A 25018-nucleotide genomic window follows, 5' to 3' on the forward strand; every position below is an offset into this window, starting at 1 on the left:
GTTATTCGGCGGGGACGCTTTGTGCGTCGCCGCTGTCGCGTGCGGCCTCGATCAATTCTCGGCGGGCGAGGGCGTAATTGTCCTCTCCCCCGGCACGTTTGGCGCGGCGGTCGTCCAAGATGCGCTCGACAGCATCCAAGCGGCCAGCGCGCAGGCCGGAATCAATGGTGATGCGCTCGAATACATCACGTTGGGCGTGGCTGCCACCCGCCAGTTGCATCCCACCCCGGGCATTTGAAAGAAAATCAAAGGCTTGGCCGTAAAGGCCTTCTCCAAAGGCCTCAAGCCCCTTGGCGGCGGCAATGCCCGGGTCGGACATGCGGATCGGCGTGTCACCCTGATTGCGCTGGGCGTCATTTTGAATACGCTGCAGCATATTTGCTGTAGCCTCCGAACGATTGTCCCCGGTCAATGCCAGCAAGTAGTGAAGATCGGCGAAGATCAAGCATCCGTCTTCGGTTCGGGCTGCGCTGAGATCGGCCAGTTCTTCCCAACGGTTGCCAACATCAACGCCCTCAAGCTCTAGCCGGGACAGCAGCGAGGTTGCATTCGAGATATCGCGATAGTCGTCGGTTTTGTCCTGGCGGATGTGATGATCGTAAAGCGCCATAACTTGATCGACTTGCCCCAAATCCAGATGCATCAGCGCCTTGTGCCACCAGACATGATAGCGAAAATTGTTGCAATGCGCCCAAGCGTCCTCACGTCCCGCGAGCCAGTCCAGTCCCAGCTGCGCGTTGCCCGTCATCTCGTGCACGTGCGCTACAGCGTGCAATCCCCAGGCGTCGTCCGAAACCATCCACAAGGCCTGACGACCGGCGATCTCGGCTTTCTCGTAGGCGCCGGTTTCCTCCAGCGCGAACGAGTGGCATCCCAGCAAGTATCCACGTCCGGCGTGGTCGGGTTCATACGCTGGCATCACCCGTTCGATCGACCGACGCATCCCCGCCGCATCGCCCAAAACGAAACGCGTCGCATGGCTGAGCTTCATGGCCAAAGTATCCGTTGGGTGCGCTCGCAGAATCTCTTCAAATTTCTGAACGGCCTGTGATGGAAGGTCGGCCATATACAAACCCAGCGCCTCGACATATAGCCTTTCCCGGGCTGAAACTGGCTGACGCTCCATCGCTGCATTCGCGGCACTCAGCGCTTCGGCAGCGACCGCGATCATCTCACGCCGGCCCAGCAGAACCATGAACAACCCTTTGACCGCATGGCCCAGCGCAAAGTCCGGCTCAAGCTCCAGAACCTTGCTCAGATATTGCGGTGTTACAGCGGCATGCGCCATGAACCCAAGGAGAACACCATCCCATGCCTCGACGCTTGCGGGCTGGTTCAGGGTGTTCATCTGTCCAAAGACGTCTTGTTTCATACTCGGGTCCAATCTGATTGCGACGTTCTACACTGTTCGATGTAACAGAGTGTGCAGCCGGGTCGTAACAGTATCGACCCTGCTCTCGAATTGGTGAAATCCCGTGTGTGAGAAACGCGAAAAAAACCGCCGATTCAAGGGCATGTTTCAGCAACTTGCCGCCTAAACGGGCAGAGTGTTTCAATCTTCGAAGGGGTTTTCCGCGTTCAGAACAGCCTGTGTGTCAGCCCCACAGACCGGTGGTGCGCTGCGATATGTTACAGGCGTGCGTGACAGGTTCAGGGGATTCCCGATCAGTTGCACCTCGCCAGGTTCAGCTTGCATCGAGATCTGCATCTGGCGGGCAGCGACCTGATCCGAGGCAAAAACCTGATCGAGCGTCCGCACCGGGCCAACAGGGACTTTCAGGTCTTCAAGCCCCGCGATAACGCTGCCTGTATTCAGCGCCTGAACAGCAGGGCGCAGGATTGCATTCAACGCGTCCCGGTTTTCAAGACGGGCCGGGTTGGTGGCGAATCGAGGATCGTCGGCAAGCTCTGGCTTTTCGATGAAGCTGCAAAATCTTTTGAACTGACTGTCATTTCCAACGGCCAGAATCACGTGCCCATCCGCCGTCTGATAGACCTCGTAAGGCACAATATTGGGATGCCCGTTGCCGCGCCGCTGAGGCACTTCGCCCGAGGTCAGATAATTCACGCCTTCATTGATCAGCCAAGCGACCTGTGCATCCACCAGCGCCAGATCGATCTGCTGACCCTCGCCAGACATGTCGCGATGACGCAGCGCAGCCAGAATACCAACGCAGGCATACATACCACACATCACGTCAGCAATTCCGACGCCTACTTTCATCGGCGCGCCGTCGGCGTCTCCGGTCAGAGACATGATCCCGCCATATCCTTGCGCCATAAGATCATATCCGGGCTTCGATGAGTTTGGGCCTGTCTGCCCGTAGCCTGAGATCGAACAGTAGACGAGGTCAGGAAACTCATTGGACAAGGTTGCGTAGTCGAGCCCGTATTTCGCCAGTCCACCGGGCTTGAAATTCTCGATCAGAATATCAGCGTGCGAGGCTAGGCGTCGGACTTCTGCCTGTCCTTCGGGTGTTGCGATATCCAAGGCGACCGATTTCTTGTTGCGGTTGGAGGACATGAAATATGCGCTCAGGTCTGAGCGGTTGCCATCCGCATCCTCGGCGTAAGGAGGGCCCCATTGCCGCGTATCATCACCACCGGTCGCCGGGTTTTCGACTTTGATGACGGTAGCGCCAAGGTCGCCCAACAACTGCGTACAAGTGGGTCCTGCCAGAATGCGAGACAGGTCCAGTACCTTGACGCCTTTCAGCGGTCCTTCAGATGCGGCCATCATATCCTCCACGGTCAATTTCCGCAGCAATGACAGTGAATTTGTCTGCTTTCAACGCCTGATCCAATGCAGCCCGCAAATCGTCGCGGCTACGAACTGTGTGACCATAACCGCCGAATGCGCGGCCTAAAGCCGCAAAGTCATGGCGGTCAAAGTCCACTCCGCGATTGCCCATCTGGCGCTGGCGCTGTTTCAGTTCGATCAGCGCAAGGCTGGCATCGACAAAGACCAGAAAAATTGGGTTGCCACCCAATTCGGCGGCAGTCGACAGCTCTCCGGCAACCATCAGAAAGCCGGCATCGCCAGAAAAGCTGATCACGGGGCGATCCGGTTCGGCCAATTTCAGACCGATCGCCATCGGAACGGCACACCCCATGGTGCAGAGCGCCGAGGACTGGATCAACCCTCGTGCCTCCGAACACTCCCACATCTGACTGAGCAGAATGCGATGCGCGCCGCTGTCGGCCGTGGCGAGGGTCTCGGGTGGCAGAACGGCACGAGTTTCTGCGATGATCGCCGCCGGTCCCCAGTCTTCATCTATCGGAAAAGCATTCGCCAGCGCAGCCTTGACCTGTTCAGGCTCACCATTCGGCCAAGTCTTGCCGGCAGGGTTGCCCTTGGCAATGGCCTCAAGCGTTGCGCCGGTGTCGGCGACCAGATTTAGCCCAGCCTGATGCATGTAATGATCGTTCACCACGGCTGATATGTCGATCACGCGCTTGGTTTCTGGGTTCCATATCTCGCGCCAGCCGGGGCGCATCTCGATAGGGTCATATCCCAAACACAGTACCAGATCAGCCTGTTCCACCAGCGGGACTAGGTGCTTGTCGGCCAGCGGAGACAAACCCGCCCCGCCCAGGCAGAGTGGATGATCCTCGGGCACCACCCCCTTGGCCTTGTAGGTGGTGAGAAAGGGAATGTTGAAATGCTCTAGAAATGCTCGCACCACACAGCGCGAGTCGTCGTAAAGAACATCAAGACCGATGATCGCCAAAGGTCGCTCAGCCTCGGCCACCCAGCGGCGGGCCTTTTCCAGACATTCCGCGCCAGGCGCGACAGGAGCAACTTTTGCCAGTCGACGACGTTTAACCCCTGATACGCGCGTATCGGCCACCGAGATAGGCACATCGATGTGTACCGGGCCGGGGCGCGCTTGGTTGGCAAGCGATACCGCCTTGTCGGCGATGATATCGGCCCCGTCGGCCGTCAGCATGAAGCTGCCTTTGGTGATCGAGCGATAGACTTGCGCGTGATCCATCACCTGATGGGTGTAGGTCAACGCCTCATCCGCGTCGACACATCCGGTCAGCACGATCATCGGCACCCGATCCTGCAGGGCGTTGGCGACAACATTGATCCCGTTCATCGCTCCGGGTCCGAGTGTGGCCACGAGGATTGCAGGTGCACCATCGCGATGGTGGACCGCTTCGGCCATGAAACCTGCTGAGTTTTCGTGTTTTGCAAGGTGGAAAGCAATGCCCGCGCGTTCCAGCGCATCCACCAATGTCAGAACCTCGCCGCCGGGCATTCCGAACGCATGGCGGCATCCGGCCTCGAAAAGGCGTTGTGCCAACAAATCCGCAGCGCGGGGAGACAGGTCCTGCATTAATCAAGCTCCGACAAAGTTATCTGTCAGCAGATTGCGGAGGACGCGTCCGGACGCAAGCAGGTTCACGTCAGTGTGACTATTTGACGGCGTTTTCCGCTACGGCCTGAAACTTTGCGTCCAATTCTATGGCAATCTCGCGCAGAGCGTCTCCGCCCTCGTCTGCGTAAGGGGCAAAGACGAAGCTTGGTGTCTTGTAAGAAAGGGTTGCAGTGCCGTCCTCGTTCTCGGTTACGTAGAAGCGGATGGGCGCTTCGATCATCGCGTTGGTCGAGGTTTCAAGAACACGAACCGCGTAATCGTTGTTGAATGCGCCAATCACCCGGTTGCCCGGAATGCTGATACCGCGCGAGGCCGCCGCTTTGGTCGGCCCGGCCTGTGTCACAACGATCAGGCCGTTTTCCTTTACCGCGGCCTTTGTGTCATCCACGAGGGTCTCATAGCTTTTTCCGCTGGAGTAAACCGCCCATCCAGTAAGAGGTTCGATGCCGTTGGCCCAAGCAGGCATCGCCAGCAGGCAGATCGCAGCCCAAAGCGCCCTCATGTTCTTTCCCTTCCTGTTGACTGGGGAATTGATGACAGAAAAGCGCTGAAACGGGGCTCACAATCCTGTGCGCGCGTCAGGTCGCACGTTTCTTCAGCAGATAGATATCCATGATCCAGCCGTGATCAGAACGGGCCTGCGCGCGGGTATCCAGAATGTCTTGCGCCACATCCGCCAATGGGCCTTTGATCAGAATCTCTTCTTTCATGCCCACATATGCCCCCCACCAGATGTCATAATCGGTCATCTTCAGGCTCTGGAACGAGCATTCGCCATCCAGCATTACGGCCACTTTCGACGCCGTTTCAGGCCATCCATCATCGCGGATGCGACGGCCTGTGGTCACGACATAGGGCGCACCCAGATCATTGATCGGGATCGCATGGGCTGCAGTCAACGCCTGTAACGCTGTGATTCCCGGCATAACCTGGACTCGCGGTTGCGGGTCCAGCCGCGCTGCAATTCTTAGCGAACTGTCATACAGCGACGGATCACCCCAGATCAGCAACGCCACCTTCTGCGCGTCCGGGTAGGCTGAAATCGCCTCGTGCCAGCGTACGGCAATTGCGTCGTGCCATTCGTCGACGCCTCGGAGATAACCGTCATCTGCCCGGCGTTTGGGAACGTCGAAATAGGCGATCCGTGCAGGTTTGTCGGTGACTTGCGTGATGATGTCTTCGCGCAAACCGGCCAGATCGGCTTTGTTCTCTCCTTTTCGCGGAATCAGGATCAGGTCCGCTGATCTGATCGCCTTCGCCCCCTGAAAGGTCAGGTGGTCGGGATTACCCGTTCCGATTCCGATCAGGATCAGTTCAAACATCTTCGAACTCTGCCAGCGGGCCATACAGGATCAGGGCCGGGGCGGTTCCAACCTCGGATCGCAGCTTGTCGGACAGGTCTCCGATTGTGGAGCGCCCCAAGGATTGCTCGGGAGTTGAAACAGATTCGGCCATCAAAGCAGGCGTGTCCAACGGCAAGCCATGCGCGCTCAGGGCTTCGACCAGCAAGGGAAAAGTGCGCTTGCCCATAAATACGACCGTCGTCGCGCTAGCATCAGCCAGGGCGGGAAGGTTCAGATCGGTCGGCAATTTGCCACTTACGTCATGCCCGGTGACGAATTGAACACGACGTGCAGTCAGGCGTCGGGTCAGAGGGATACCAGCGGCAGCTGCCGCCGCGACGGCAGAGGGGATGCCGGGAATGATCTCATATTTGATGCCGGCTGCCTGCAACGCGACCAGTTCTTCCTCCAGTCGACCGAACAATCCTCCGTCACCGGATTTCAGGCGTACCACCTGCTGACCGGTCTGCGCATACTCCACCAACAATCGGCTGACGTGATCCTGCTTGGGCGAAGGGCGACCGGCGCGTTTGCCAACACCAACCAGATCAGCATCGTCACGCGCATGGGTCAGGATCGGGCCGCTGCTGAGATCATCAAACAGCACCGCATCGGCCTTCTGCATCCGGTCTACGGCCTTGAGCGTTAGTAGCTCCGGATCACCCGGACCGGAGCCAATGAAAGAGACAAAACCGGTCATGCCGAGGCCTCTGCAATAAGATGGAAAAATGTGCCGGTGACATTGCCACGTCGCGATCCTGTCTGAGGGCCTTCGGCCCCCTCGGCATCGAAGACTCGCGCAAGAGGAGCGTCAGGTTGTTCGATGATCGAGGAATAGTGGAACTCATGTCCGCGCAAGGCTGTACCCTTGGCAAAGCCCGGCATCGACGCCAAAAGTTCAGCCCTGCGATAGCCAAGGTTGAATTTGCGCTTTTGGTATGAGGTTTGCAGACCCAACAACCCCGCCATCTGATGTGGCGCGCCTTCCTTGTCGACCAGAACTTCCCCCAATGCCATATAGCCCCCGCATTCACCATGCACGGGCCGCGTTTCCGCGTGTTTGCGCAGCCCCGTCAAGAAAGTATCTGCTGCCGCCAATGTTCCTGCGTGCAGCTCGGGATAGCCCCCCGGTAGCCAGACCAGTTCAGCGTCTGCAGCTGGCGCTTCGTTTGCCAGTGGCGAAAAGGGCAGTATTTCTGCACCGGCGCTGCGCCACCCTTCCAGCAGATGCGGGTAGGTAAATGAAAACGCTGCATCACGGGCCAGTGCGATCCGCTGCGCGGGGGGGCGCGGCAGCGCGGCTGACGATGGCCCAGCAGGGCCTGAGGAGGCCGCCCGTTTGATCGCATCCAGATCGACATGTTCACGCAGGAATGCGGCATATCCGGCGATTGCCGTTTCCAGATCCGGATGCTCAACCGCCTGGATCAGGCCTAGATGTCTTTCGGGCAGGGTCAGGTCACCTCGGCGCGGAAGAACGCCCAGAACCGGCAATCCAGCCCGTTCCATGCCCAGCCGCGTCAGCCGCTCATGTCTTGGGCTGGCACAGCGGTTCAGGATCACCCCGGCAAAAGGTAGATCGGGGTTATACATCTGAAAGCCAAGCGCAGTCGCCGCCGCCGATTGCGCCTGTCCTCCGACATCCAGGACCAGAACGACCGGCCATCCCATGCGTAGCGCCGTTTCAGCGCTCGACCCATGCCCCAGCTCTCCGGGTTTGGCGACGCCATCAAACAAACCCATTGAGCCTTCGGCCACCACAATATCCGCGCCCGTGGCCTGCTTAGAGATCGCGCTTAGCAGCGGCTCCCCCATCGCCCAGCTATCCAGATTGAACGAGGCTCGGCCCGCTGCAGCGCGGTGAAACGCCGGATCTATATAGTCCGGTCCGCTTTTGAACGGTTGCACGGTCAAGCCGTCCTGGGCCAAAGCCCGGAGCAATCCCAGCATGACAGTGGTCTTGCCTGTACCCGACGACGGAGCGGAAATCAGTATTCCCGGTGGGTTAGTCATCACCATGGCTCCAGCTCGACCACGGACTGTCGGCGCTTTGAGGGCGATAGCGGCGGTCATATGTCTTGGAATACAGACAGCTTTCGTCAAACCCTTCACCTGCAAGCGCTGGACCAACCATGATCAGTGCGGTGCGCGAGATGCTGTTGTCCAGCGCCTCCTTCAACGTGGCAAGCGTTGCGCGGATGATCTTCTCATCTGGCCAACTAGCGCGGTAGACCACGGCGACCGGGCAGTCTGCCCCATAGGCAGGTGTCAGGTCGGCGATGACGTTGTCCAGATTTCCGATCGAAAGGTGGATAGCCAAAGTCGCACCTGTTTTAGCGAAGTTTTTCAGTGTCTCGCCTTCCGGCATCGAAGACGCACGCCCGGGCGTGCGGGTCAAGACCACTGATTGCGCCAGACCGGGCAGTGTCAGCTCGGTCCCGAGCGCTGCAGCCGCAGCCGCAAACGAGGGTACACCGGGCGTGACGCTGACCGGGACACCCATCTCTTTCAGACGTCTGATTTGCTCACCCATCGCCGACCAGACCGAGAGGTCCCCGGAATGCAGCCGCGCCACGTCCTGTCCAGCTTTATGCGCTGCTTCGATTTCGGCCATGATCTGATCCAGATCCATGGGTGCGGTGTTTACGATCTTCGCGCCTTCGGGGCAGTGGCCCAGAATCTCCTCGGGTACCAATGAACCCGCATAGAGGCACACCGGGCAGGAGCCGATGATATCGCGCCCGCGCAGGGTTAGCAGGTCGGCGGCGCCCGGTCCGGCGCCGATGAAATGAACGGTCATGTCTGTCCTCCGATGGCGACGGCGCAGGTTGCAAGCCGGTCGTCCGAGATTTGTCTGGGTGAAATCAGCCGCGCGCCATGTCCGGCGGCAGCAAGAGCGGATGCTTCGGCCACGCTGCCGGTGCCATATGTGGCGCGACTGCGGGTTGAGCAAGTAAGTGTGCGTTGTTCGGCAAGATCATTTGCCGGAATGAAATGTACCGGCAGCTCAGTTGCTTCTGCAAGCGCGGCAAGTGCGGTGTGTCCGTCCTTGTCCGCAACAGTCGCAAGGGCATCGACAGTTTTTCCTGTCGAGGCAAGCTCGAAAGCGGCACGAAGACTGGCCAGCGTAGCAGAGGATGAGAAACCTAACCCCGCGACGATCATAACGTGAGGCTCCACTGCACCACGGGATATGCAGATTTCCATCCTCGCCGCGGACCAAGCGCAGCTGCCTGCGCAAGTTCGATACGCAGCAGGTCTCCGCCCAGCTTGTCGTGCCATTCAGCTAGTAACGCTTCGCTTTCCAATGTCACCGCGTTGGCGATCAGCCGCGTGCCGGCCTGAAGATTAGCGTGTAGCCAGTTCAGCAGATCCGCACTCAGACCGCCACCGATGAACACCACATCGGGTCGGTCAAGATCAGCCAACGACTCTGGTGCAGAACCGTGCACAACGCACAACCGATCCTGCCCTAACGTATTGGCATTGCGGCGAATGCGTTCGGCCCGATCAGCACGCGGCTCGATAGTCGTTGCAGTTAGCGTCGGATCGCACATCAGCCATTCGATGCTGATCGAACCGGTGCCGCCGCCAATATCCCACAGATGCTCACCCCGCTGAGGAGCAAGCGCCGACAGGGTTAGCGCGCGAATGGGGCGCTTGGTGATCTGGCCGTCGGTTTCAAAGATGTCATCGGGCTTTCCCGAGGCTTTGGGAAAGGCACGCCCAGTACCCGCGACATCAAGACCGACACAAACCGGATGTTCGAATGTTCCAAGCAACGCCTCGGTCAGCGACACGCTACGCGCGCGTTCACGGGGGCCACCGAGCGCTTCCATGACGTGCAGAGTGCAATCGGCAAAATCGGTTTCGCCCAGATAGGTCGCAAGCTCAGCTACGGCTTTGCCGTCGCGCAGCAAGAGAATCGCGCGCAGGCCGGGTGCCAAGTGAGGGCGAAGGCGCGTAAGAGGCGCGGCATGTAGCCCGAAGGTCAACGTGTTTTCAAGCGGCCAACCAAGCCGCGCAGCAGCAAGCGAAAAGGTTGACTGGCCGGGTAGGGCAATCCATTCGTTCGCATCGAAATTACGCGCGATAACGGACCCGGCCCCGAACCAAAACGGATCACCCGAGGCCAGCACAACGGTTTGCTGACCGCGCAATCCGGTCAGAATTGGCAGGCCATCGGCAAATGGGACCGGCCATTCAATCCGTTCCGCCGCGCTGTCTGGTATCAACGACAGGTGGCGTGTCGGGCCCATGACAATCTCAGCGCGGTCCAGCACTTGACGGCTTGCAGGGGACAGGCCATCCAGTCCATCTTCGCCCAAACCCAATACAGTCAGCCACGGAGTTTCAGACATGCCCAACCTCCTGATTCTTGGTGGCACGACCGAGGCGAATGCTCTGGCAAAATCGGTTGCCGATCAAGGCATTCCCGCTACATATTCCTACGCTGGACGTGTCGATAACCCGCGCTCGCAACCCGTGCCGATGCGCGTGGGCGGGTTTGGTGGTGCAGCGGGACTGGCGCGGTACATTCACGAGCACGGCGTCAGCCATGTTGTCGATGCGACTCATCCCTTTGCCGCGCAGATGAGCCGGAATGCGGTGGAAGCCTGTGCGGGGGGCGCAACGCCCTTGGCCGCTTTGACGCGACCTGCTTGGGTCGCGCAAGACGGGGACAACTGGCAGCACGTACCGGATATTGAAGGTGCGGTTGAAGCTCTGGCCGGTCCAGCCCGCCGCGTCTTCCTGGCAGTTGGCCGCATGCATCTTCATGACTTCGCGGCCCAACCTCAGCATCACTATCTTTTGCGGCTTGTAGACGATCCGGACGCATTGCCGCTTCCGAAAAGCGATGTGATCGTTTCGCGGGGCCCGTTTTCTGTTGAAGAGGACCGGGCCTTGATGGAACGTCACCATACGCAATTGATTGTATCCAAGAATGCGGGTGGCACCGGCGCGCGGGCCAAACTGGATGCCGCCAGGGCGCTGGGCTTGCCGGTTCTGATGATAGACCGTCCGACCCTGCCGAAGCGGACCGAGTTGGCAAATGTCACGCAGGTCTTGGACTGGCTGGCGCATACTTAATCCTTGGCCAGCGTGAATCTCGGGGTGTAGACGATCGGGGCGCTGTTGCGCTCGACTATGCGTGTCAGGGACGAGCCGACGATGACGACGGTCTGCATGTCCGCCATATCTGCCGTGGCTTCTTCCAGAGTTGAAATCCGCAATGCCTCATCCTCGCGGGATACAGCGCGTGCAAACAGGATCAGGCGTTCCGGCTCACATTCTTCCCGCAGGATTTCCAGCGTTTTTTCAAACCCTTCCGGTCGAGACTTCGAGCGAGGGTTATAGAACGCCATGGCGAAATCGCCCTGCGCGGCAAGTCGGAGGCGCTTTTCGATCAGTGGCCATGGCTTCAGGTTGTCGCTCAGGTTGATGGCGCAGAAATCATGCCCTAACGGTGCCCCAGCGCGGGCCGAAGCCGCCAGCATCGCAGTGATCCCCGGCAGCACGTCAATCTGTATGTCACGCCAGTCTTTCGGCCCGTTTTCAAGCGCTTCAAACACCGCAGCGGCCATTGCAAACACGCCGGGATCCCCTGACGAGACTACAACGACGCGCTTACCGTCGGCCGCCATTTGCAAAGCGTGCTGAGAGCGGTCGATCTCGACCCGGTTATCGCTGGCGTGCAGGGTCAACCCCTCTCGCTCGGCCACCCGAGCAACATAAGGGATGTAGCCAACCACGTCCGTCGCTTCTGCCAGAGCGGCAGTGACTTCGGGAGTGACCAGTGCTTCGTTTCCAGGCCCAAGGCCAGCGATCTTGACCCAACCGCTCATGGTCGGCGTCCCTGTCCATGAACCAGAATGATTGAGAAATAGGGCGTGATCCCTTCGCAATTATCAGACAGTTTGCAGACCCGTTGGTTCGGCATCTGAGCGTATTCGACGATCCACGCGCGATCATAAAGCCCGGCCTGTCTCAGCGCGCGCTTTACCTTGTCGAAGTTCCGCCCGATCTTCATGACAACCAGCGCGTCGGTCTGGGTCATGCGTTCAGTCAGCGTATCCTCGGGCAAGGTTCCAACAAGAACCGTGAGGACATCGTCGCCCCAAGTTATCGGGTCACCGGTTGCGGTCCAAGCGCCGGACATGCCGGTTATGGCAGGTACGACTTCGACTTCAGATATATCTCGTAGTCGATTGTAAAGGTGCATAAATGATCCATAGAAGAACGGATCGCCTTCGCACAGAACCACTACATCCTCACCATTTTCGGTAAGCGACTTCAGATGTGCGGCACAGTCTTCGTAAAACACCGAAAGGAGTTCATTATACCTTGGATCCGTCACCGGGATTTCGGTGGTTACCGGGTACTCCATTGGAAACTCGATGGCGTCGCCGGGGATCATTCCATTGACGATCTTGCGGGCCTGACCTGTGCGGCCAGGTTTGCGAAAAAACGCCACATGGCGGGCATTGCGCAGCAGGCGGTCCGCACGGACACTCATCAGGTCCGGATCGCCGGGGCCAAGGCCTACGCCGTATATCTTTCCCCCGCTCATTCCGCGCGGCTCGCGATGGCGTTGATTGCGGCTACGGTGATCGCACTGCCTCCCAAACGGCCTTTGACGATGCAGGAGGGTACGGGCTGCGCCTCCCACAAGGCATCCTTGGACTCGACCGCTCCGACGAAGCCCACCGGGCAGCCGATAATGGCAGCGGGGCGTGGGCAGTCGGGATCTTCCAACATGTTCAGCAGGTGGAAAAGCGCGGTAGGGGCGTTACCGATCGCGACCAGTGCTCCTTCCAGATGCGGACGCCACAGCTCTAGCGCGGCGGCAGAACGCGTGTTGCTCATTTCGGCAGCCAGAGGGCGAACACGCTCGTCATGCAGGGTGCAGATCACTTCGTTGTCAGCGGGCAGGCGAAAGCGGGTGACGCCTTCGCTGACCATGCGGGCATCACACAGGATCGGCGCGCCATTTTCCAGCGCGGAACGCGCTGCCGAGACAAAACCGTCCGAGAAATGGACGAACTCTTCCAGCCCGACCATCCCTGCGGCGTGGATCATCCGAACGGCGACCTGTTCTTCATCGGCATCGAACCGGGCCAGATCAGCCTCGGATCGGATGGTGGCAAAGCTCTGCTTGTAGATCGCCGCGCCGTCGGTTTCGTATTCATAGGGCATCAGGTGAAGTCCATGGTCATGAGTGTTTCTTCGGTCAGGCCGCGTTGGCAGGGCTCATCCCCCGCGCGGCCTTGTTTGACAAGGTCAAATCGTCCGGAATTACCAACCAAAGTGACATCGGCCGGACCCATTCGGGCGCATCCCTTGGCGCAGCCCGACACATGCAGGCTGCCTGCAACGCGCGCGGCCAGGGCGCACGCCACACCGCGGGTTTCGACCTGCGCCTGCGGGCAGTATGGCGCGCCGGGGCAGGCGTCGGTTGTTCTCAGCGGGTCGGTGCCATCTGTGACAAAGTCAGGGGCGGGTATCGCCGCCCCGCCTTCCAACAGGAACAGCCGCCATGGTGTGACCCGCAGGGCAGTGGCGTTGCTGTTTTCAACCAGCGAATGGAGTTGCCGCGCCGGTAGCTGCCCAAAGGCAGCGCCATAGAGTGTCCCCCGCGCGCAGGCTCCCGGTTGAAGAGGCACGCCAATGGGGCCGGGCGCGCTGCGTTGCCACTCGCTGGGCAAACCATATATGGCAACGGTCCGCGCCATGCGGCGGGTCTCGGTTGTGTGGGTTTGCGCAAACCACTTCGCCAACGCGATCACTTGGTCGATTGCTTGGGCTTCGCTCACCGCTCGCCCGGTTTCGGCCCCGTCCGCGCGCAGGATCAGGCTGCCCGAACCGAGTTCAAGCCGGATATCCGCCGAGTCATCGGCCAATAAACGCTCGGGACCTGTGTCGATGGCAAAGCCGAACTTGGCAGGTAAATCCGGAAGCTCGGCAAGACGCTGGATCAATTCCTGTGTCAGCCGGGTGGTCAGATCACCGGCTTCATAGAGCGGTGAGACCAGAATGTTGCGGCGAATTTCGATTCCGGGTTCGGCGTCCAGCAGATTCAGCGCGGAAAGCGCTGCCAACAGGGATTGGTGGTCGGTTTCCTTCACTCCACGCAGCTGAAGATTGGCGCGGTTGGTGAGGTCGATGGTACCATTGCCGAACCGTTCCGCCAATTCGCACAGTCCCAGCGCCTGTTGCGCATCCAGACGTGCCAGCCGAGGGCGCACCCGCACGACCAGCCCATCACCGGACATCATCGGGCGATGGGCACCGGGGCACCAGCCCTGCACGATGGGCGCACTCATCCCAACCCCTCCAGGTCGGCGCGGATCGAGTTCCGGCGGGTATGCCATAGCCCTGCCTCCAGCAGTGCACGGAACCGATCCTGCATGGCCTGATGTGCTTGCGGGTTTGCCTGTTGCAGGAAGGCGTCGACCTCTTCATTGCCCAGCGTGGCGTTGTGGTACAGATCGAACAGATGCGGTGCGACTGTGCCGGACAGATGCGCGAAAGATGCCATATGATCCAGCGTCGCCGCGATTTCAGCGGCGCCCCGGAACCCGTGCCGCTGCATTCCGGCAATCCAGCCCGGGTTGGCGGCGCGGGCATAGACGACGCGGCTGATTTCCTCGGGCAGGGTGCGGGCGCGCGGGTTGTCCGGGTTGGTATTGTCCAGATGATAGAGCTGTGCGGTACCGCCGGTGATTTTCTTGGCGGCGGCAAATCCGGCCTCGTGCGTTGCATAATCATTGGCCAGCAGCAAGTCCGTCTCGGTCAGGTCCTGTAGGTGCACAAAGCTGTCGGCGTTGGCGACGCGTTGCGAGATACCGTCCTTATCCTGCGCGATGTGTTCACCTTCCAAAGCGAAGGAACTGGCGTCCAGCCAAGCCTCACCCGCCTGCACGCGTGCCTCATCCGTATAGGTTTCGGACAGATGAGTCATGTTCAGACCATAGCTGCCGGGGGCTGGCCCATAGACCCGCGCCGCAGGCTCCTGACCGGCGTAAGGATTCCAATCGGGTGCTTCATCTCGTTTGGTCAATGCGCGGACAGCCTGACCGTACAGCGCGGAAAGCGTCGGGAACACGTCCCGGAAAAGACCTGAGACGCGCAATGTTACGTCCAGTCGCGGGCGGCTGAGATCGGTGATCGGCAACACTTCGATGCCCGAGACCCGCTCAGACCCTTTATCCCAAACCGGCTTCACCCCCAGCAGGTGCAGCGCCAGGGCGAATTCCTCGCCCGCTGTGCGCATAGTGGCCGAACCCCATAGATCGACGATCAAGCCCTTGGGGTAGTCGCCTTCTTCTTGCAGGTGCCGCCGAACCAGTTCCTCAGCGAGCTTGACGCCTTGTGTATAGGCCGCGCGCGTGGGAACCGAGCGCGGGTCGGTCGTGAAAAGATTCCGCCCGGTCGGCAATACATCCGTACGTCCGCGATAGGGGGATCCGGACGGCCCGGCCTCGATCCGTTTGCCCGCTAAAGCGTCAATCAGGGCAGAGCGTTCAGCTTGGGCTGAGGGGGCAGCGTCGAAATTACCCGTCACATCGGGGACGCGCCCAAAGATATGCAGCCCATCTCCGAATTGGCTTTCCTTGATGTCGCAGACAAATCGGTCAATGCGCGTGATCGCCTCGGCGGTACAGGTGGCCTGATCGAGGCCAAGATCGCTTTCCAGCCCGATCGCCTGCGCCTCGTCCCGGATATCTTCCTGCAGGCGATCGCGGCGTTTGGGGTCTAGCCCGTCCGCGTTCGAGAACTCGTCCAACAGCGATTCCAGCCGCACCATGCGATCTGGTGTGCCGCTTTCCTTCATCGGGGGTGGGATATGGCCCAACGTAACCGCCCCGATCCGACGCTTGGCCTGCGCGGCCTCGCCGGGGTCGTTGACTATGAAGGGGTAGATCACCGGCAGATCGCCGATTAACGCCTCGGGCCAACATTCGTTGCACAAGGCGACTGATTTTCCCGGCAACCATTCCAGCGTGCCATGTGCGCCGATATGGATCAGCGCATCCGCGACCAATCCTTTGCGCAGCCACAAGTAAAAGGCGACGTAGGCGTGGCGCGGTGTGCGCGACAGATCGTGATAGTCGTCATCGCGCAGTTCGGGTGTGCCGCGCTCGGGCTGCAGCGCGATCAGAGCCTTTCCGCGACGCAGTGCCGTGAAATGGAACGCGCCATTTGTGAAAGCAGGGTCGTCTTCGGGAGTGCCCCAAACCTTATTGAGATCGGCGCGGAGTGTTTCCGGCAGCGCCGCCAGCGCCGCCTGATAATCCTCTAGCGGCCATGAAATCCGGGCATCAAGAAGAGTTTCAGCAATCGGTTCGGTAGGCGCGGTGTCATACCCTTCGCCTTGCAGATCGAGCAACATTGCCTCAGCCGAGGCCAGCGCATCCAGACCCACTGCATGTGCCATCTGCCAGTCTTTGCCGGGATAGGTCGATAGTACCAGCGCCGGAACCTGCTCCGCTTTGGGTTTGTCGTGAAGGTTCAGCCAGCCGGAGACGCGGTTGATGATGGCTTCGATCCGTTCGGGTTCAGCCCGATGAGCGAAGCGAGAATACTCGAGATGCGGGTCGCGTTTGCCCGGCTCTTTGAAGGATACGATGCCCGCGTTGATCCGCCCGTCCACTTCCGGAAGGACCACATGCATGGCAAGATCAGCTGGTGAAAGGCCACGTTCCGCTTCGGCCCACGCTTTGCGGCGTGAGGTGGCCAGCGCCACCTGAAAGACCGGCACCTCTGCCACATCGAGAGGTGAGGTGCCTGATGCGCCCTTGCCTGAGAATGAGGTGGCGTTGACGATTGCCGAAGGCTTCAGCGCTACAATAGTCTCGCGCAGCCAATCGGCGGCATTTGGTGCTTTGAGCGACGGGGCAAACAGGCCGACGGCCTCAAAACCTCGCGCGCGCAAGCTGCGGATCAGCGCTGCGATTGGGGCTGTGTCCGCCGAGGTCAGATAAGCACGATAGAAGGTTACGATGATACGTTTCGCATCACCGGGCAGAGCGTTTTCTGCAGGGATCACGCCGTGATCTGGGCACCAGGCACCGCATTCGGGGATGGTCTTGGCGCCCATGACCGGACCTGCATACAACCCCGCAGCCAGTGCCATCTGCGCCAGAGCGGCCTGCGCCGCGACCTCACCGCCGGTGTCGCACAGATGCGCCAGCCGCCGCAGGGTCGAGACAGGCAGGGTAGAGTAATCATCCAGCCGCGTATCCTCGCGACCGTCTGCGGGCAGTACGGCCAGTGCAATCCCTTTGGCCTGCGCCAGCGCCAGAACCTGCTGCAAGCCGTACGCCCAATAGGGCACTCCACCGATCAGACGGATCAGGATGCCCTTTGCGCCCTCCAGTGTCTGCTCGACATATGTGTCGACTGAGAGGGGATGCTTCAGCGCCGTCAGATTGGCCAGCCGCATCGTTGGCATGCGTCCTTCAGGCCCACCTCCACGATGCCATCCCGCCGCGAAAGCGCCAAGGTCACTGTCGGAAAAGGACAGCACCACCAGGTCCGCCGGGCTCTGACCCAGATCGGTCGGGGTCTCGGTTTCTTCGAGCCCATGGCTTTCGCGGAAGACGACGTGCATAAGTCTTACTCGGCAGCCTCGGTTACACCCACGAGGATATCGCGGATCTCGGCCTCTTTGATATCGTCATGCTCGGCAATGACCACAAGGCGCGAGCGACGGTCTTCGCCGGGCTCCCACAGGCGGTCATATTGGTGACGCACGCGCGCACCGACGGCCTGAACCAGTAGGCGCATGGGCTTGCCCTGAACGGCGGCATAGCCTTTGACGCGCAGGATATTCAACTCGTTGGCCAATCGTTCAATCTTGGCGACCAGATCAATCGGATCGGTTTGCTCGGGCAGTTCAACGATGATGCTTTCGAAATCGTCATGCTCGTGATCGTGATGGCCGTCGTGATGGCTGGGACGCGCGTCCATGTCATCCTCGGCCGCGGCTTCTAGACCCAGCACGACGCGGACGTCCACGGCACCCTCGGCCACTTCGACCACGGGCATGGGGCGGGGCGCTTCGGCGGCGATGATCTCTTTCGCTTTCGCAACGCCTTCCGGGCCAGCCAGATCGGGCTTGGTCAGCAGAATGATGTCGGCGCAGGAAATCTGATCCTCGAACACCTCGGACAAGGGAGTTTCATGATCAATCGAGTCATCTGCCATGCGTTGCGCATCCACCGCCTCGACATTCGGAGCGAACCGACCAGCGGCCACGGCCTCGGCATCGGCCAGAGCAATCACGCCATCGACGGTGATTTTCGAGCGGATATCGGGCCAGTCGAACGCCTTCAGCAGCGGTTTTGGCAGGGCAAGACCGGAGGTTTCGATCAGGATGTGATCGGGGCGCGGCTCTAGTGCCATCAGGGCTTCAATGGTCGGGATGAAATCATCGGCCACGGTGCAGCAGATGCAACCATTGGCCAGTTCCATGATGTTTTCTGCGGGGCAATCAGGAATGGCGCAGGACTTCAGGATATCGCCATCGACGCCGACATCGCCGAATTCGTTGACGACCACCGCCAGACGCTTGCCCTGCGGGTTCTGCATCAGGTGTCTCACCAAAGTGGTTTTGCCCGAGCCCAAAAAGCCGGTGATCACAGTGACGGGGAGTTTCTCGAGATTGCTCATTTCAGGGCTCCAATCGGGGGAATGCGGGCCGCACAGTTTTTGCGGAAATGTTCGGGACGTTCGCGCCATTTGACCAAACCGTCCTCGGTGGCGAGGTATTTGGCTGCGCCTTCGACGATGGTTTCAACATGGTCGATCTCGTTCAGATGCTCATACACGAAAGTCCAGCGATCCGGTCCTCCGCGTAGCACGATCGAGCAGCCTTCATCGCAATTCGACAGGCATTCCACAGCTTTCAAGGTAATGCCTTCGGGCAGGCCCGCCTGTTCAAGCGCCTTGTGCAGCAACGTGCCGGGGCGCTGGGCGTCATCCTCGACAGGCAGCCCGCGACGGCAGGTAGTGCAAACCAGCAGTTCGACCGGTGCGGTCTCGGTCATGTCTCTCATCCCCCCAAATCCTCTTCGTGGGGGACGGGGTTTCATGCGGGCCGATCACAGCCCCACACCGGAACACCCCGTCCGGTTTCATCTTCGGGCGTTGGCAGGTCTCCCGGCTTGCGGATGTCAGAGGAGGCCTCTGTCGGATGTCCCGCCTTCCCGGCCATACTGCCAGTGGCTTTGGGCACCCTCTCCGGTCACGGTCGCGGGGGCGGCTGCGTTTGACGGCAAAAACCGCTGACGCATTCCCTTTTCATCTGCTCTCGCAGACACCAACGAAAGGGACATGCGGCAGGGCAGGGTTGCTTGTCAAGCGAGTCGCGCCGATCCGTGAAAAAGCGGATAAAAAGCGACCTGTCGGAGTCGCTGGGCGGCATGATACTTCTGCAACGACGTGCTGGCATGGCAGCAAGATGCGAACAGGAGGATACCGCGCATGAAAGTAGGGTTTATCGGGCTGGGGAATGTAGGGGGCAAGCTATCTGGATCGCTGCTACGAAACGGTATCGATCTGACGGTTCATGACCTGAACCCGGATCTGGTGACCGAATTCGTCGCCAAGGGTGCCAAAGCCGCCAAAAGCCCGGCGCAACTGATGCGCGATTGCGATGCTGTTATAACCTGTTTGCCTTCTCCTGCGGCCTCGGATGCGGTGATGCAGGAAATGTTGCCAGAGGTCGGCCCTGGCAAAATCTGGATGGAAATGTCGACCACTGACGAAGCCGAAGTCAAACGCCTTGGCGCAATGGTCATCGAACGAGGCGGCGCAGCGGTGGATTGCCCGGTTTCCGGCGGATGTCACCGGGCAGCGACGGGTAATATCTCGATCTTCGCAGGCTGTGATCGTGAGACTTTTGAACGTATCCTGCCATTCCTGACCACCATGGGGCGGCGCATTTTGCACACGGGCGATCTGGGCTCGGCCTCTGTTCTGAAGGTGTTGACCAATTATCTGGCTACCGCCAACCTGATCACCTGCGCCGAGGCATTGGTGACAGCCAAGGCCGCCGGTATGGACCTTGGAACCACCTATGAAGCGATCAAGATATCGTCAGGCACATCCTTCGTGCACGAGACCGAAAGTCAGGTCATCCTGAACGGCTCGCGCGATATTTCCTTCACCATGGATCTGGTGAAAAAAGATATCGGTCTGTTTCAGGAGGTCGCCGACCGTGCCGGAGTTCCTCTGGAGATAAACCCATTGATGATCAAGATTTTCGAAGATGGCATCGCGCGATATGGTGAGCGTGAACTGTCCCCGAACATCATCAGGCGGCTAGAGGACGCGACCGGACTGGAGATCCAGGCGCCAGGGTTCCCAACCGAGATGCTGGACGACGAGCCAGAAGAACCGGGTTATGAGGTGATCCCGCAGAATCGGTAGATCGATTAATCGGCAAGCATTGCGGCTGTCTGGCGACCTGGTTGGACAAAATTCTGGTGCTATTCTAAATAGGTCGACAGGAGTCCGACACCGGCACAGGCAAGAGAACAACTTATGACGAATGAGACCTTTCTCATCGTAACAACGATGAAAAACGAAGGGCCTTTCATGATCGATTGGGTGGCCTACAACCACGCAATCGGCTTTGATGACATTCTGATTTATACCAATGATTGCGCTGATGGTACCGATGCCATGGGCGAACGGTTGCAAGCGCTTGGCTGGGCTCACCACCAACGAAACAGACTGGGTCCGCGCGCCGCGCCGCAGGTTCGTGCATTTTCGCTTGCGCGGAGTCACCCAAGCTATCTGTCATCGGATTGGATTCTCAGTTTGGATGTGGACGAGTATATCAATATCCGTTTGCCCAATAGTGATATAAGAAGCCTCGTTGAGGCCAGCGGCGTGGCGGACGCGATCTCGATCTGCTGGCGCATGTTCGGAAACGCGGGTCAGAACGATTTCGTTGATCGACCCGTACCTGAGACTTTCTTTCTGGCCGCCACCGAAGACGGCTATCCGCATCATCGGACCAAAGGGTTCAAAACGCTGTTCCGCAACAACGGAAAATTCAGCCGTTTTCGCGCCCATCGTCCCAGGATCAATCCAGAAGATGCACCGAACCCTGACACGCCATACGAAGGCGTGTTGTGGCGGGATTCGGGCGGGAACCTGTACCCAGCAGACCAAGTGAAATGGAAAGCATGGCGTGGTTTCAGCCATAAATTCGCGCGCATTCATCATTATGCTGTGCGCAGCACTGATAGCTTTTTGGTCAAGCGCGACCGTGGGCGCACCAATCATGTGGGGCAGGATCAAGGGCTCAAATACTGGCTCATGATGAACCACAATGATGTTGAGGATCGCTCAATTCTGGAACACATGCCGGCTATGCACGACATCAAAGCTGAGATGATGGCAGATCCGCTATTGGCAGACCTTCATCATAAAGCATGTGAGTGGCACAGGTCGAAAGCCGAAGAATTGAGAGCCAGACCGGATTGGGTTGATCTGGTTGAAGCGTTGCAAAATTCCTCAACCGGAGAAGACGTCTATGGGTGAAGCTGTATCTGCTGAGGATCGCCGCAAGAAGCAAGCTGAGCAGCGCGAGCGGAAGGATTCCCTGCGGCGCGAAATGCTCAAGACCATGCCGCATGGACGGTTGAGCGTTGAAATTGGCGTTTGGAAGGGCGAATTTTCGCGGATTCTGCTGGAAGAGCTGCAACCCTCGAAATTGTGCCTCATCGATCCCTGGCAAGTACAGCAAGACCCGGATGGCGGTGCTTCGCTTGCCGGAGCGCGCACGCAAAAGGATATGGATCGGATCTACGATGCAGTAACGGGTAAATACAGCACCGAGATCGCCAAGGGGCAAATTTCGATCATTCGCGACTATTCGCGACCGGCGCTAAGCCTGTTTGAAGATCAGAGCATCGGGTTTGCCTATTTGGACGGCGACCATTCCTACGAGGGCGTAAAAACGGATCTGGATGCTTTGCTGCCCAAGATGATCGAAGGCGGCGTAATCATGCTTGACGATTATCACAGGCGCGGTTGGTGGAAAGATGACGTGATGCGTGCGTTCCACGAATTCCTCGGGGCAAATTCTGCGGGGCTGCGGCTCAAGGCCATCATGGGGGCGCAGGTGGCCGTCGAGAAACTTTGAGCCGAGATCATTTTTCTGATTATAGATTCGTGCGACGTAACCCAGGCTGGCTAGTGTCTTCCAGCGTCAACAGTGTTAAGCAACAAGTTCAGCGATGACGGATAGGGTTGTTGTCTAAGTCCGATCATCTTTGAATAGCGGCACTTTCCCAGGCAGACAGGAACTTTCTGCGCTTCAGCGTATCGAGGAACGTCAACAACGCAGGGTCCAGCGCTATCGCTGCGCTTTCGGTCGTGGAGTCCTGCGTGTCCAGAAGTGGCAGTGCTGCCAGTGATTCCGGATTCAGCGTGGTCAGGTGCCGGACAAAGGTTTCCGCTTCCTCCGGCAAGCGGCTTTTGCCAGTTACCATGGCGGTTCGCATCATCGTCGTCTGAAAATCCGAAGGCAGAATGATCTGAAGGGCATCCTTTCCTTCTGTTCGTACCGCCGCATAACTGCCAAGCACGTTGTAGGCCACCGCGATTGTACCATCCGCCAGGTCGTTAATCATGTCGCCCGAACAACAATAAAGCCGCACATCCAGGCCGCCCAATACCTCCATCAGTCGCCAATAGGTCTCCGAGGCGCGGGCGTCCTGCGTCGCGAACAAATAGCCCAATCCCGACTGGCGCACGTCATAAGTGCCGACTTTGCCCCGAAAATCATCCGGGCGGGCACGCAGCGCTTCGATCAGTTCCTGCCGCGTTTGCGGCATTGGTTGTCCTTCGAACGCGGTGCGGTTGACAACGATGGTTGCGGGTTCCGAAGTGAAGGCGAACAGGCTTTGATGCCATTGCGCCCAAGGGGGGTGCGGAAGATCATTAAGCGCCAGCGCATATCCGTCATTCGCGAGCTTCAGTTGCAGGTCCATCGCGCTGGAAACGACAACGTCGAACGCTTCTGGCGTGGCTCGGACGCGTCGGTCGATATCGGCCGTGCCGGTCACCAGATATTCGACCGATATCGCTGGATTCTGGGCGACGAAATCCTCGATCAGCGGCGCAAACAGGGCGGTATCGGTGCTGGAAATGACCCGCAGTCGGGGGCCGTCGGCACTTTCGTTGAATATTTGTCGGTCTTCCCAATCCTGAGCCCCTGCGCCGCTGGCGAACAGGCATAGGATCAGAGTGACAAGATAACGCATGCGCCGCCCTCCGCTTTGTTTGACAGTACCAGCGTGCCACCATGGGCGACCGCGACGTCCTGGGCAATGGTTAGCCCGAGGCCCGATCCGATGGTTCCTGCCGCGTTCTGACCACGTTCGAAACGTCTTGTGAGCGTTTCGATTTCATCGGGCGGAAAGCCTGGCCCCTGGTCGCTGACCGTGATCCGGGCTGTGGGTGATCCTGCGACATCGATGACTACGGTACTGTCCGCTGGCGCATATTTAAGCGCATTGTCTACCATGTTCCGCACCGCATTTTGGATGAGGATGGGGTCGCCCGAATACATGACCTGCGGATCGCCAGTCAAAGCAAGCGAAAGGTCTTTCATTTCAGCGATGGGCGTCAAGCGCTGGACAAGCTCTCGGATCAGAGTCACCAGATCGATATCCTCGCGCTCCAGATGGTCGGCGCGGAATGTGATCATGGCATGATCCAGTAGTTGCCCCGCGGCCCGAGAGCTTTCGTCGATAGCGCGCATCATTGATCGTAACGCCTCGCGGTTGTCTTCTCTCTCCACCCGTTGCAGCGTCGCCTCGGCATAAGACCTGACCGTTGCCAGCGGGGTGCGGACCCTATGGGCGGCCTCGGCGATAAAGTCCTCGGATTGGCTGAGAGACTGGTCCAGGCGTCCCATCAGCGAATTCAGCGATGACACCAAAGGCGCCATTTCACGCGGTACTGGTTTTTTGAATGGGCTGAGATCTTGCGGTCCCCGACGGGTGACGGATGTCGTTAATCTGTCGAGCTGGCCGATGGTGGCCGAACTCACCCAGAAGGACAATACAGCCGCAAGCACAAAGAACCCCAATCCCAAAAGGCCGGCATTGCGTGAGATTTGATCCAGCGTCTCCGACAGCGCATCTTGGGTCTGTCCCAGGGCCACTTCGATTTCTGTCTGATTCCCCAGCCCAACCAGTGTGCGGCTGGCACTGACCTGACGAACGTTTTCACCGCGCACCTCACCGAAGCGAAAGGTCCACTTTCCATCAGCGGGTCCTTGAGTCGGGGTCAGGTCTTCGTAGCCGGACAGGAACTCGCCATCCTGAAAGATCGCATAAAACACCCGGTCGTCCGACGGCGTGCTCAGCATTGAAAAGGCAGCATAGGGGATATCGACTTCAAGCTCGCCTCCGCGCAGCGCCGCGGCGTCGAGGATCGAGGTGACTGAGGCACCCAGAATGTTGTCCTGACCTTGCTGGGCAACCTGAACTGCATAGTCGCGGACAGCAAAGAACAGCACAAGGGCCAGAATCGCGGCACCGCCGATTAGCGTTAGCGCAAGACGGTTTCGTAGTGATCCGGAAACGTTTGGATTAGTTGCCATGATCCAGCCTGTAGCCCAAACCGCGCAACGTTGTGATCCTGAGCTCCGATTTTTCCAGATGCTTGCGCAGTCGGCCGACATAGACCTCGATGGCATTGTCCGAAACACTGTCGTCGTAGGAGAACAACCGGTCCGCCAGCTTCTGCTTAGAAAACACCTGACCGGGGGCGTTGATCAGCAGTTCCAACAAGCGCAGTTCGCGGTTGCGAAGCGAGACGATATCGTCGCCCACCGTCAAATGACCTGCAACCGGATCAAAGACGACGCCGCCAATTTCAATCGTCGTTTTGGTCTTGCCGGATTTGCGTCTCAGCACTGCGCGGCAGCGCGCCTCAAGTTCGGCATGGTCGAAGGGTTTGGTGACATAATCGTCCGCCCCAAGATCGAGTGAGCCGATTCGATCCGACACTTGACTGCGGGCGGTCAGAACGATGACAGGTGTGTCCAGATGGCTGGCGCGATGCCGTTTGAGGAAATCCCGCCCGTCCCCGTCGGGAAGCATGATGTCCAGCAGGATCAGGTCATACTCATCGATTTCAACAAAGGCCACAGCATCTTCTATTTTCTCTGCGTGATCAACCACATGCCCGTCCAGTCGCATGCGCGAACTTATGGCATTGGCGAGGTCCAGATTGTCTTCGACCAAGAGGAATTTCATC

The 25018-nt window shown here is 59.2% G+C and carries 24 protein-coding genes and 1 riboswitch; of the genes, 4 read left to right on the forward strand and 20 right to left on the reverse strand.

The annotated features are described in order from the left end of the window. Position 1: 1 nt before the first annotated feature. From ACR0CZ_RS08035 to cbiE, 10 genes are all read right to left on the reverse strand, one after another. Positions 2 to 1372 (reverse strand): tetratricopeptide repeat protein, encoded by a 1371-nt coding sequence (locus tag ACR0CZ_RS08035; protein ID WP_170391871.1) that lies wholly within the window; start codon positions 1370 to 1372, stop codon positions 2 to 4. A gap of 180 nt (positions 1373 to 1552) precedes the next feature. Continuing rightward, positions 1553 to 2737, reverse strand: coding sequence for a CoA transferase (locus tag ACR0CZ_RS08040; RefSeq protein ID WP_170391869.1), 1185 nt, complete (start codon positions 2735 to 2737; stop codon positions 1553 to 1555). Continuing rightward, positions 2724 to 4343: a thiamine pyrophosphate-binding protein gene (locus ACR0CZ_RS08045; RefSeq protein WP_170391867.1), complete on the reverse strand. Its 1620-nt coding sequence runs from the start codon at positions 4341 to 4343 to the stop codon at positions 2724 to 2726. Before ACR0CZ_RS08045 ends, ACR0CZ_RS08040 begins: the two co-directional genes overlap by 14 nt. A gap of 79 nt (positions 4344 to 4422) precedes the next feature. Next, positions 4423 to 4887 carry a DUF302 domain-containing protein gene (locus tag ACR0CZ_RS08050; protein ID WP_170391865.1) on the reverse strand — a complete coding sequence of 155 codons (465 nt, stop codon included), beginning with the start codon at positions 4885 to 4887 and terminating at the stop codon, positions 4423 to 4425. 76 nt (positions 4888 to 4963) lie between these two features. Next, a complete protein-coding gene (gene cobF, locus ACR0CZ_RS08055; RefSeq protein WP_170391863.1) occupies positions 4964 to 5707 on the reverse strand; it encodes a precorrin-6A synthase (deacetylating) in 744 nt (247 codons plus the stop codon). Next, positions 5700 to 6428 (reverse strand): uroporphyrinogen-III C-methyltransferase, encoded by a 729-nt coding sequence (cobA, locus tag ACR0CZ_RS08060; RefSeq protein WP_170391860.1) that lies wholly within the window; start codon positions 6426 to 6428, stop codon positions 5700 to 5702. The genes cobF and cobA overlap by 8 nt, the downstream gene beginning before the upstream one ends. Further along, positions 6425 to 7747 (reverse strand): cobyrinic acid a,c-diamide synthase CobB, encoded by a 1323-nt coding sequence (locus ACR0CZ_RS08065; RefSeq protein ID WP_480537078.1) that lies wholly within the window; start codon positions 7745 to 7747, stop codon positions 6425 to 6427. Before ACR0CZ_RS08065 ends, cobA begins: the two co-directional genes overlap by 4 nt. Beyond that, positions 7734 to 8528, reverse strand: a complete 795-nt coding sequence (gene cobM / locus ACR0CZ_RS08070; protein ID WP_170391857.1) for a precorrin-4 C(11)-methyltransferase — start codon at positions 8526 to 8528, stop codon at positions 7734 to 7736. The genes ACR0CZ_RS08065 and cobM overlap by 14 nt, the downstream gene beginning before the upstream one ends. Further along, positions 8525 to 8893, reverse strand: a complete 369-nt coding sequence (locus tag ACR0CZ_RS08075) for a cobalamin biosynthesis protein (protein WP_170391855.1) — start codon at positions 8891 to 8893, stop codon at positions 8525 to 8527. The genes cobM and ACR0CZ_RS08075 overlap by 4 nt, the downstream gene beginning before the upstream one ends. Next, the gene (gene cbiE / locus ACR0CZ_RS08080) at positions 8890 to 10089 is read right to left on the reverse strand and encodes a precorrin-6y C5,15-methyltransferase (decarboxylating) subunit CbiE (protein ID WP_170391853.1); all 1200 of its coding nucleotides are present in this window, start codon (positions 10087 to 10089) and stop codon (positions 8890 to 8892) included. The genes ACR0CZ_RS08075 and cbiE overlap by 4 nt, the downstream gene beginning before the upstream one ends. Between cbiE and ACR0CZ_RS08085 the strand changes: the two genes are divergently transcribed. After that, a complete protein-coding gene (locus tag ACR0CZ_RS08085) occupies positions 10088 to 10819 on the forward strand; it encodes a cobalt-precorrin-6A reductase (protein ID WP_170391851.1) in 732 nt (243 codons plus the stop codon). The genes cbiE and ACR0CZ_RS08085 overlap by 2 nt on opposite strands. Here ACR0CZ_RS08085 and cobJ read toward each other — a convergent pair. Genes cobJ through ACR0CZ_RS08120 form a run of 7 tightly spaced genes read right to left on the reverse strand, consistent with a single transcriptional unit; the run spans position 10816 to position 18780 of the window. Then, on the reverse strand, positions 10816 to 11574 hold the full coding sequence (gene cobJ / locus ACR0CZ_RS08090; RefSeq protein WP_170391849.1) for a precorrin-3B C(17)-methyltransferase: 759 nt from the start codon (positions 11572 to 11574) through the stop codon (positions 10816 to 10818). The genes ACR0CZ_RS08085 and cobJ overlap by 4 nt on opposite strands. Continuing rightward, entirely contained in the window at positions 11571 to 12299 is a 729-nt protein-coding gene (locus ACR0CZ_RS08095) for a precorrin-2 C(20)-methyltransferase (RefSeq protein ID WP_170420941.1), read from the reverse strand. Before ACR0CZ_RS08095 ends, cobJ begins: the two co-directional genes overlap by 4 nt. After that, the gene (locus ACR0CZ_RS08100) at positions 12296 to 12925 is read right to left on the reverse strand and encodes a precorrin-8X methylmutase (RefSeq protein ID WP_170420943.1); all 630 of its coding nucleotides are present in this window, start codon (positions 12923 to 12925) and stop codon (positions 12296 to 12298) included. The genes ACR0CZ_RS08095 and ACR0CZ_RS08100 overlap by 4 nt, the downstream gene beginning before the upstream one ends. Continuing rightward, positions 12925 to 14052 (reverse strand): precorrin-3B synthase, encoded by a 1128-nt coding sequence (gene cobG, locus ACR0CZ_RS08105; RefSeq protein ID WP_170391843.1) that lies wholly within the window; start codon positions 14050 to 14052, stop codon positions 12925 to 12927. The genes ACR0CZ_RS08100 and cobG overlap by 1 nt, the downstream gene beginning before the upstream one ends. Further along, the gene (gene cobN / locus ACR0CZ_RS08110) at positions 14049 to 17342 is read right to left on the reverse strand and encodes a cobaltochelatase subunit CobN (RefSeq protein ID WP_170391841.1); all 3294 of its coding nucleotides are present in this window, start codon (positions 17340 to 17342) and stop codon (positions 14049 to 14051) included. Before cobN ends, cobG begins: the two co-directional genes overlap by 4 nt. Before the next feature lie 5 nt (positions 17343 to 17347). Next, positions 17348 to 18403, reverse strand: a complete 1056-nt coding sequence (cobW, locus tag ACR0CZ_RS08115) for a cobalamin biosynthesis protein CobW (RefSeq protein ID WP_170391839.1) — start codon at positions 18401 to 18403, stop codon at positions 17348 to 17350. Further along, on the reverse strand, positions 18400 to 18780 hold the full coding sequence (locus tag ACR0CZ_RS08120; protein WP_170391837.1) for a DUF1636 family protein: 381 nt from the start codon (positions 18778 to 18780) through the stop codon (positions 18400 to 18402). The genes cobW and ACR0CZ_RS08120 overlap by 4 nt, the downstream gene beginning before the upstream one ends. An 85-nt stretch (positions 18781 to 18865) precedes the next feature. Beyond that, positions 18866 to 19072, reverse strand: a riboswitch (cobalamin riboswitch). A gap of 105 nt (positions 19073 to 19177) precedes the next feature. Here ACR0CZ_RS08120 and ACR0CZ_RS08125 point away from each other — a divergent pair. The 3 genes from ACR0CZ_RS08125 (at position 19178) to ACR0CZ_RS08135 (ending at position 21890) form a co-directional block, all read left to right on the forward strand. After that, complete coding sequence (locus ACR0CZ_RS08125) at positions 19178 to 20164, forward strand: NAD(P)-dependent oxidoreductase (protein WP_480439222.1); 987 nt, start codon at positions 19178 to 19180, stop codon at positions 20162 to 20164. A gap of 114 nt (positions 20165 to 20278) precedes the next feature. Next, entirely contained in the window at positions 20279 to 21286 is a 1008-nt protein-coding gene (locus ACR0CZ_RS08130) for a glycosyltransferase family 2 protein (RefSeq protein WP_480503451.1), read from the forward strand. Next, positions 21279 to 21890, forward strand: a complete 612-nt coding sequence (locus ACR0CZ_RS08135; protein WP_170391833.1) for a class I SAM-dependent methyltransferase — start codon at positions 21279 to 21281, stop codon at positions 21888 to 21890. The genes ACR0CZ_RS08130 and ACR0CZ_RS08135 overlap by 8 nt, the downstream gene beginning before the upstream one ends. Before the next feature lie 124 nt (positions 21891 to 22014). On the opposite strand, the gene ACR0CZ_RS08140 is transcribed toward ACR0CZ_RS08135, so the two are convergent. From ACR0CZ_RS08140 to ACR0CZ_RS08150, 3 genes are read right to left on the reverse strand one after another with little or no spacing between them, the layout of a single operon-like run. Further along, complete coding sequence (locus ACR0CZ_RS08140; protein WP_170391831.1) at positions 22015 to 23013, reverse strand: ABC transporter substrate-binding protein; 999 nt, start codon at positions 23011 to 23013, stop codon at positions 22015 to 22017. Further along, positions 22992 to 24359, reverse strand: a complete 1368-nt coding sequence (locus ACR0CZ_RS08145; protein ID WP_170391829.1) for a sensor histidine kinase — start codon at positions 24357 to 24359, stop codon at positions 22992 to 22994. The genes ACR0CZ_RS08140 and ACR0CZ_RS08145 overlap by 22 nt, the downstream gene beginning before the upstream one ends. After that, positions 24349 to 25017, reverse strand: coding sequence for a response regulator transcription factor (locus tag ACR0CZ_RS08150; protein ID WP_170609335.1), 669 nt, complete (start codon positions 25015 to 25017; stop codon positions 24349 to 24351). The genes ACR0CZ_RS08145 and ACR0CZ_RS08150 overlap by 11 nt, the downstream gene beginning before the upstream one ends. Position 25018: the final 1 nt, after the last annotated feature.

Source organism: Ruegeria sp. H9 (genome assembly GCF_056532915.1).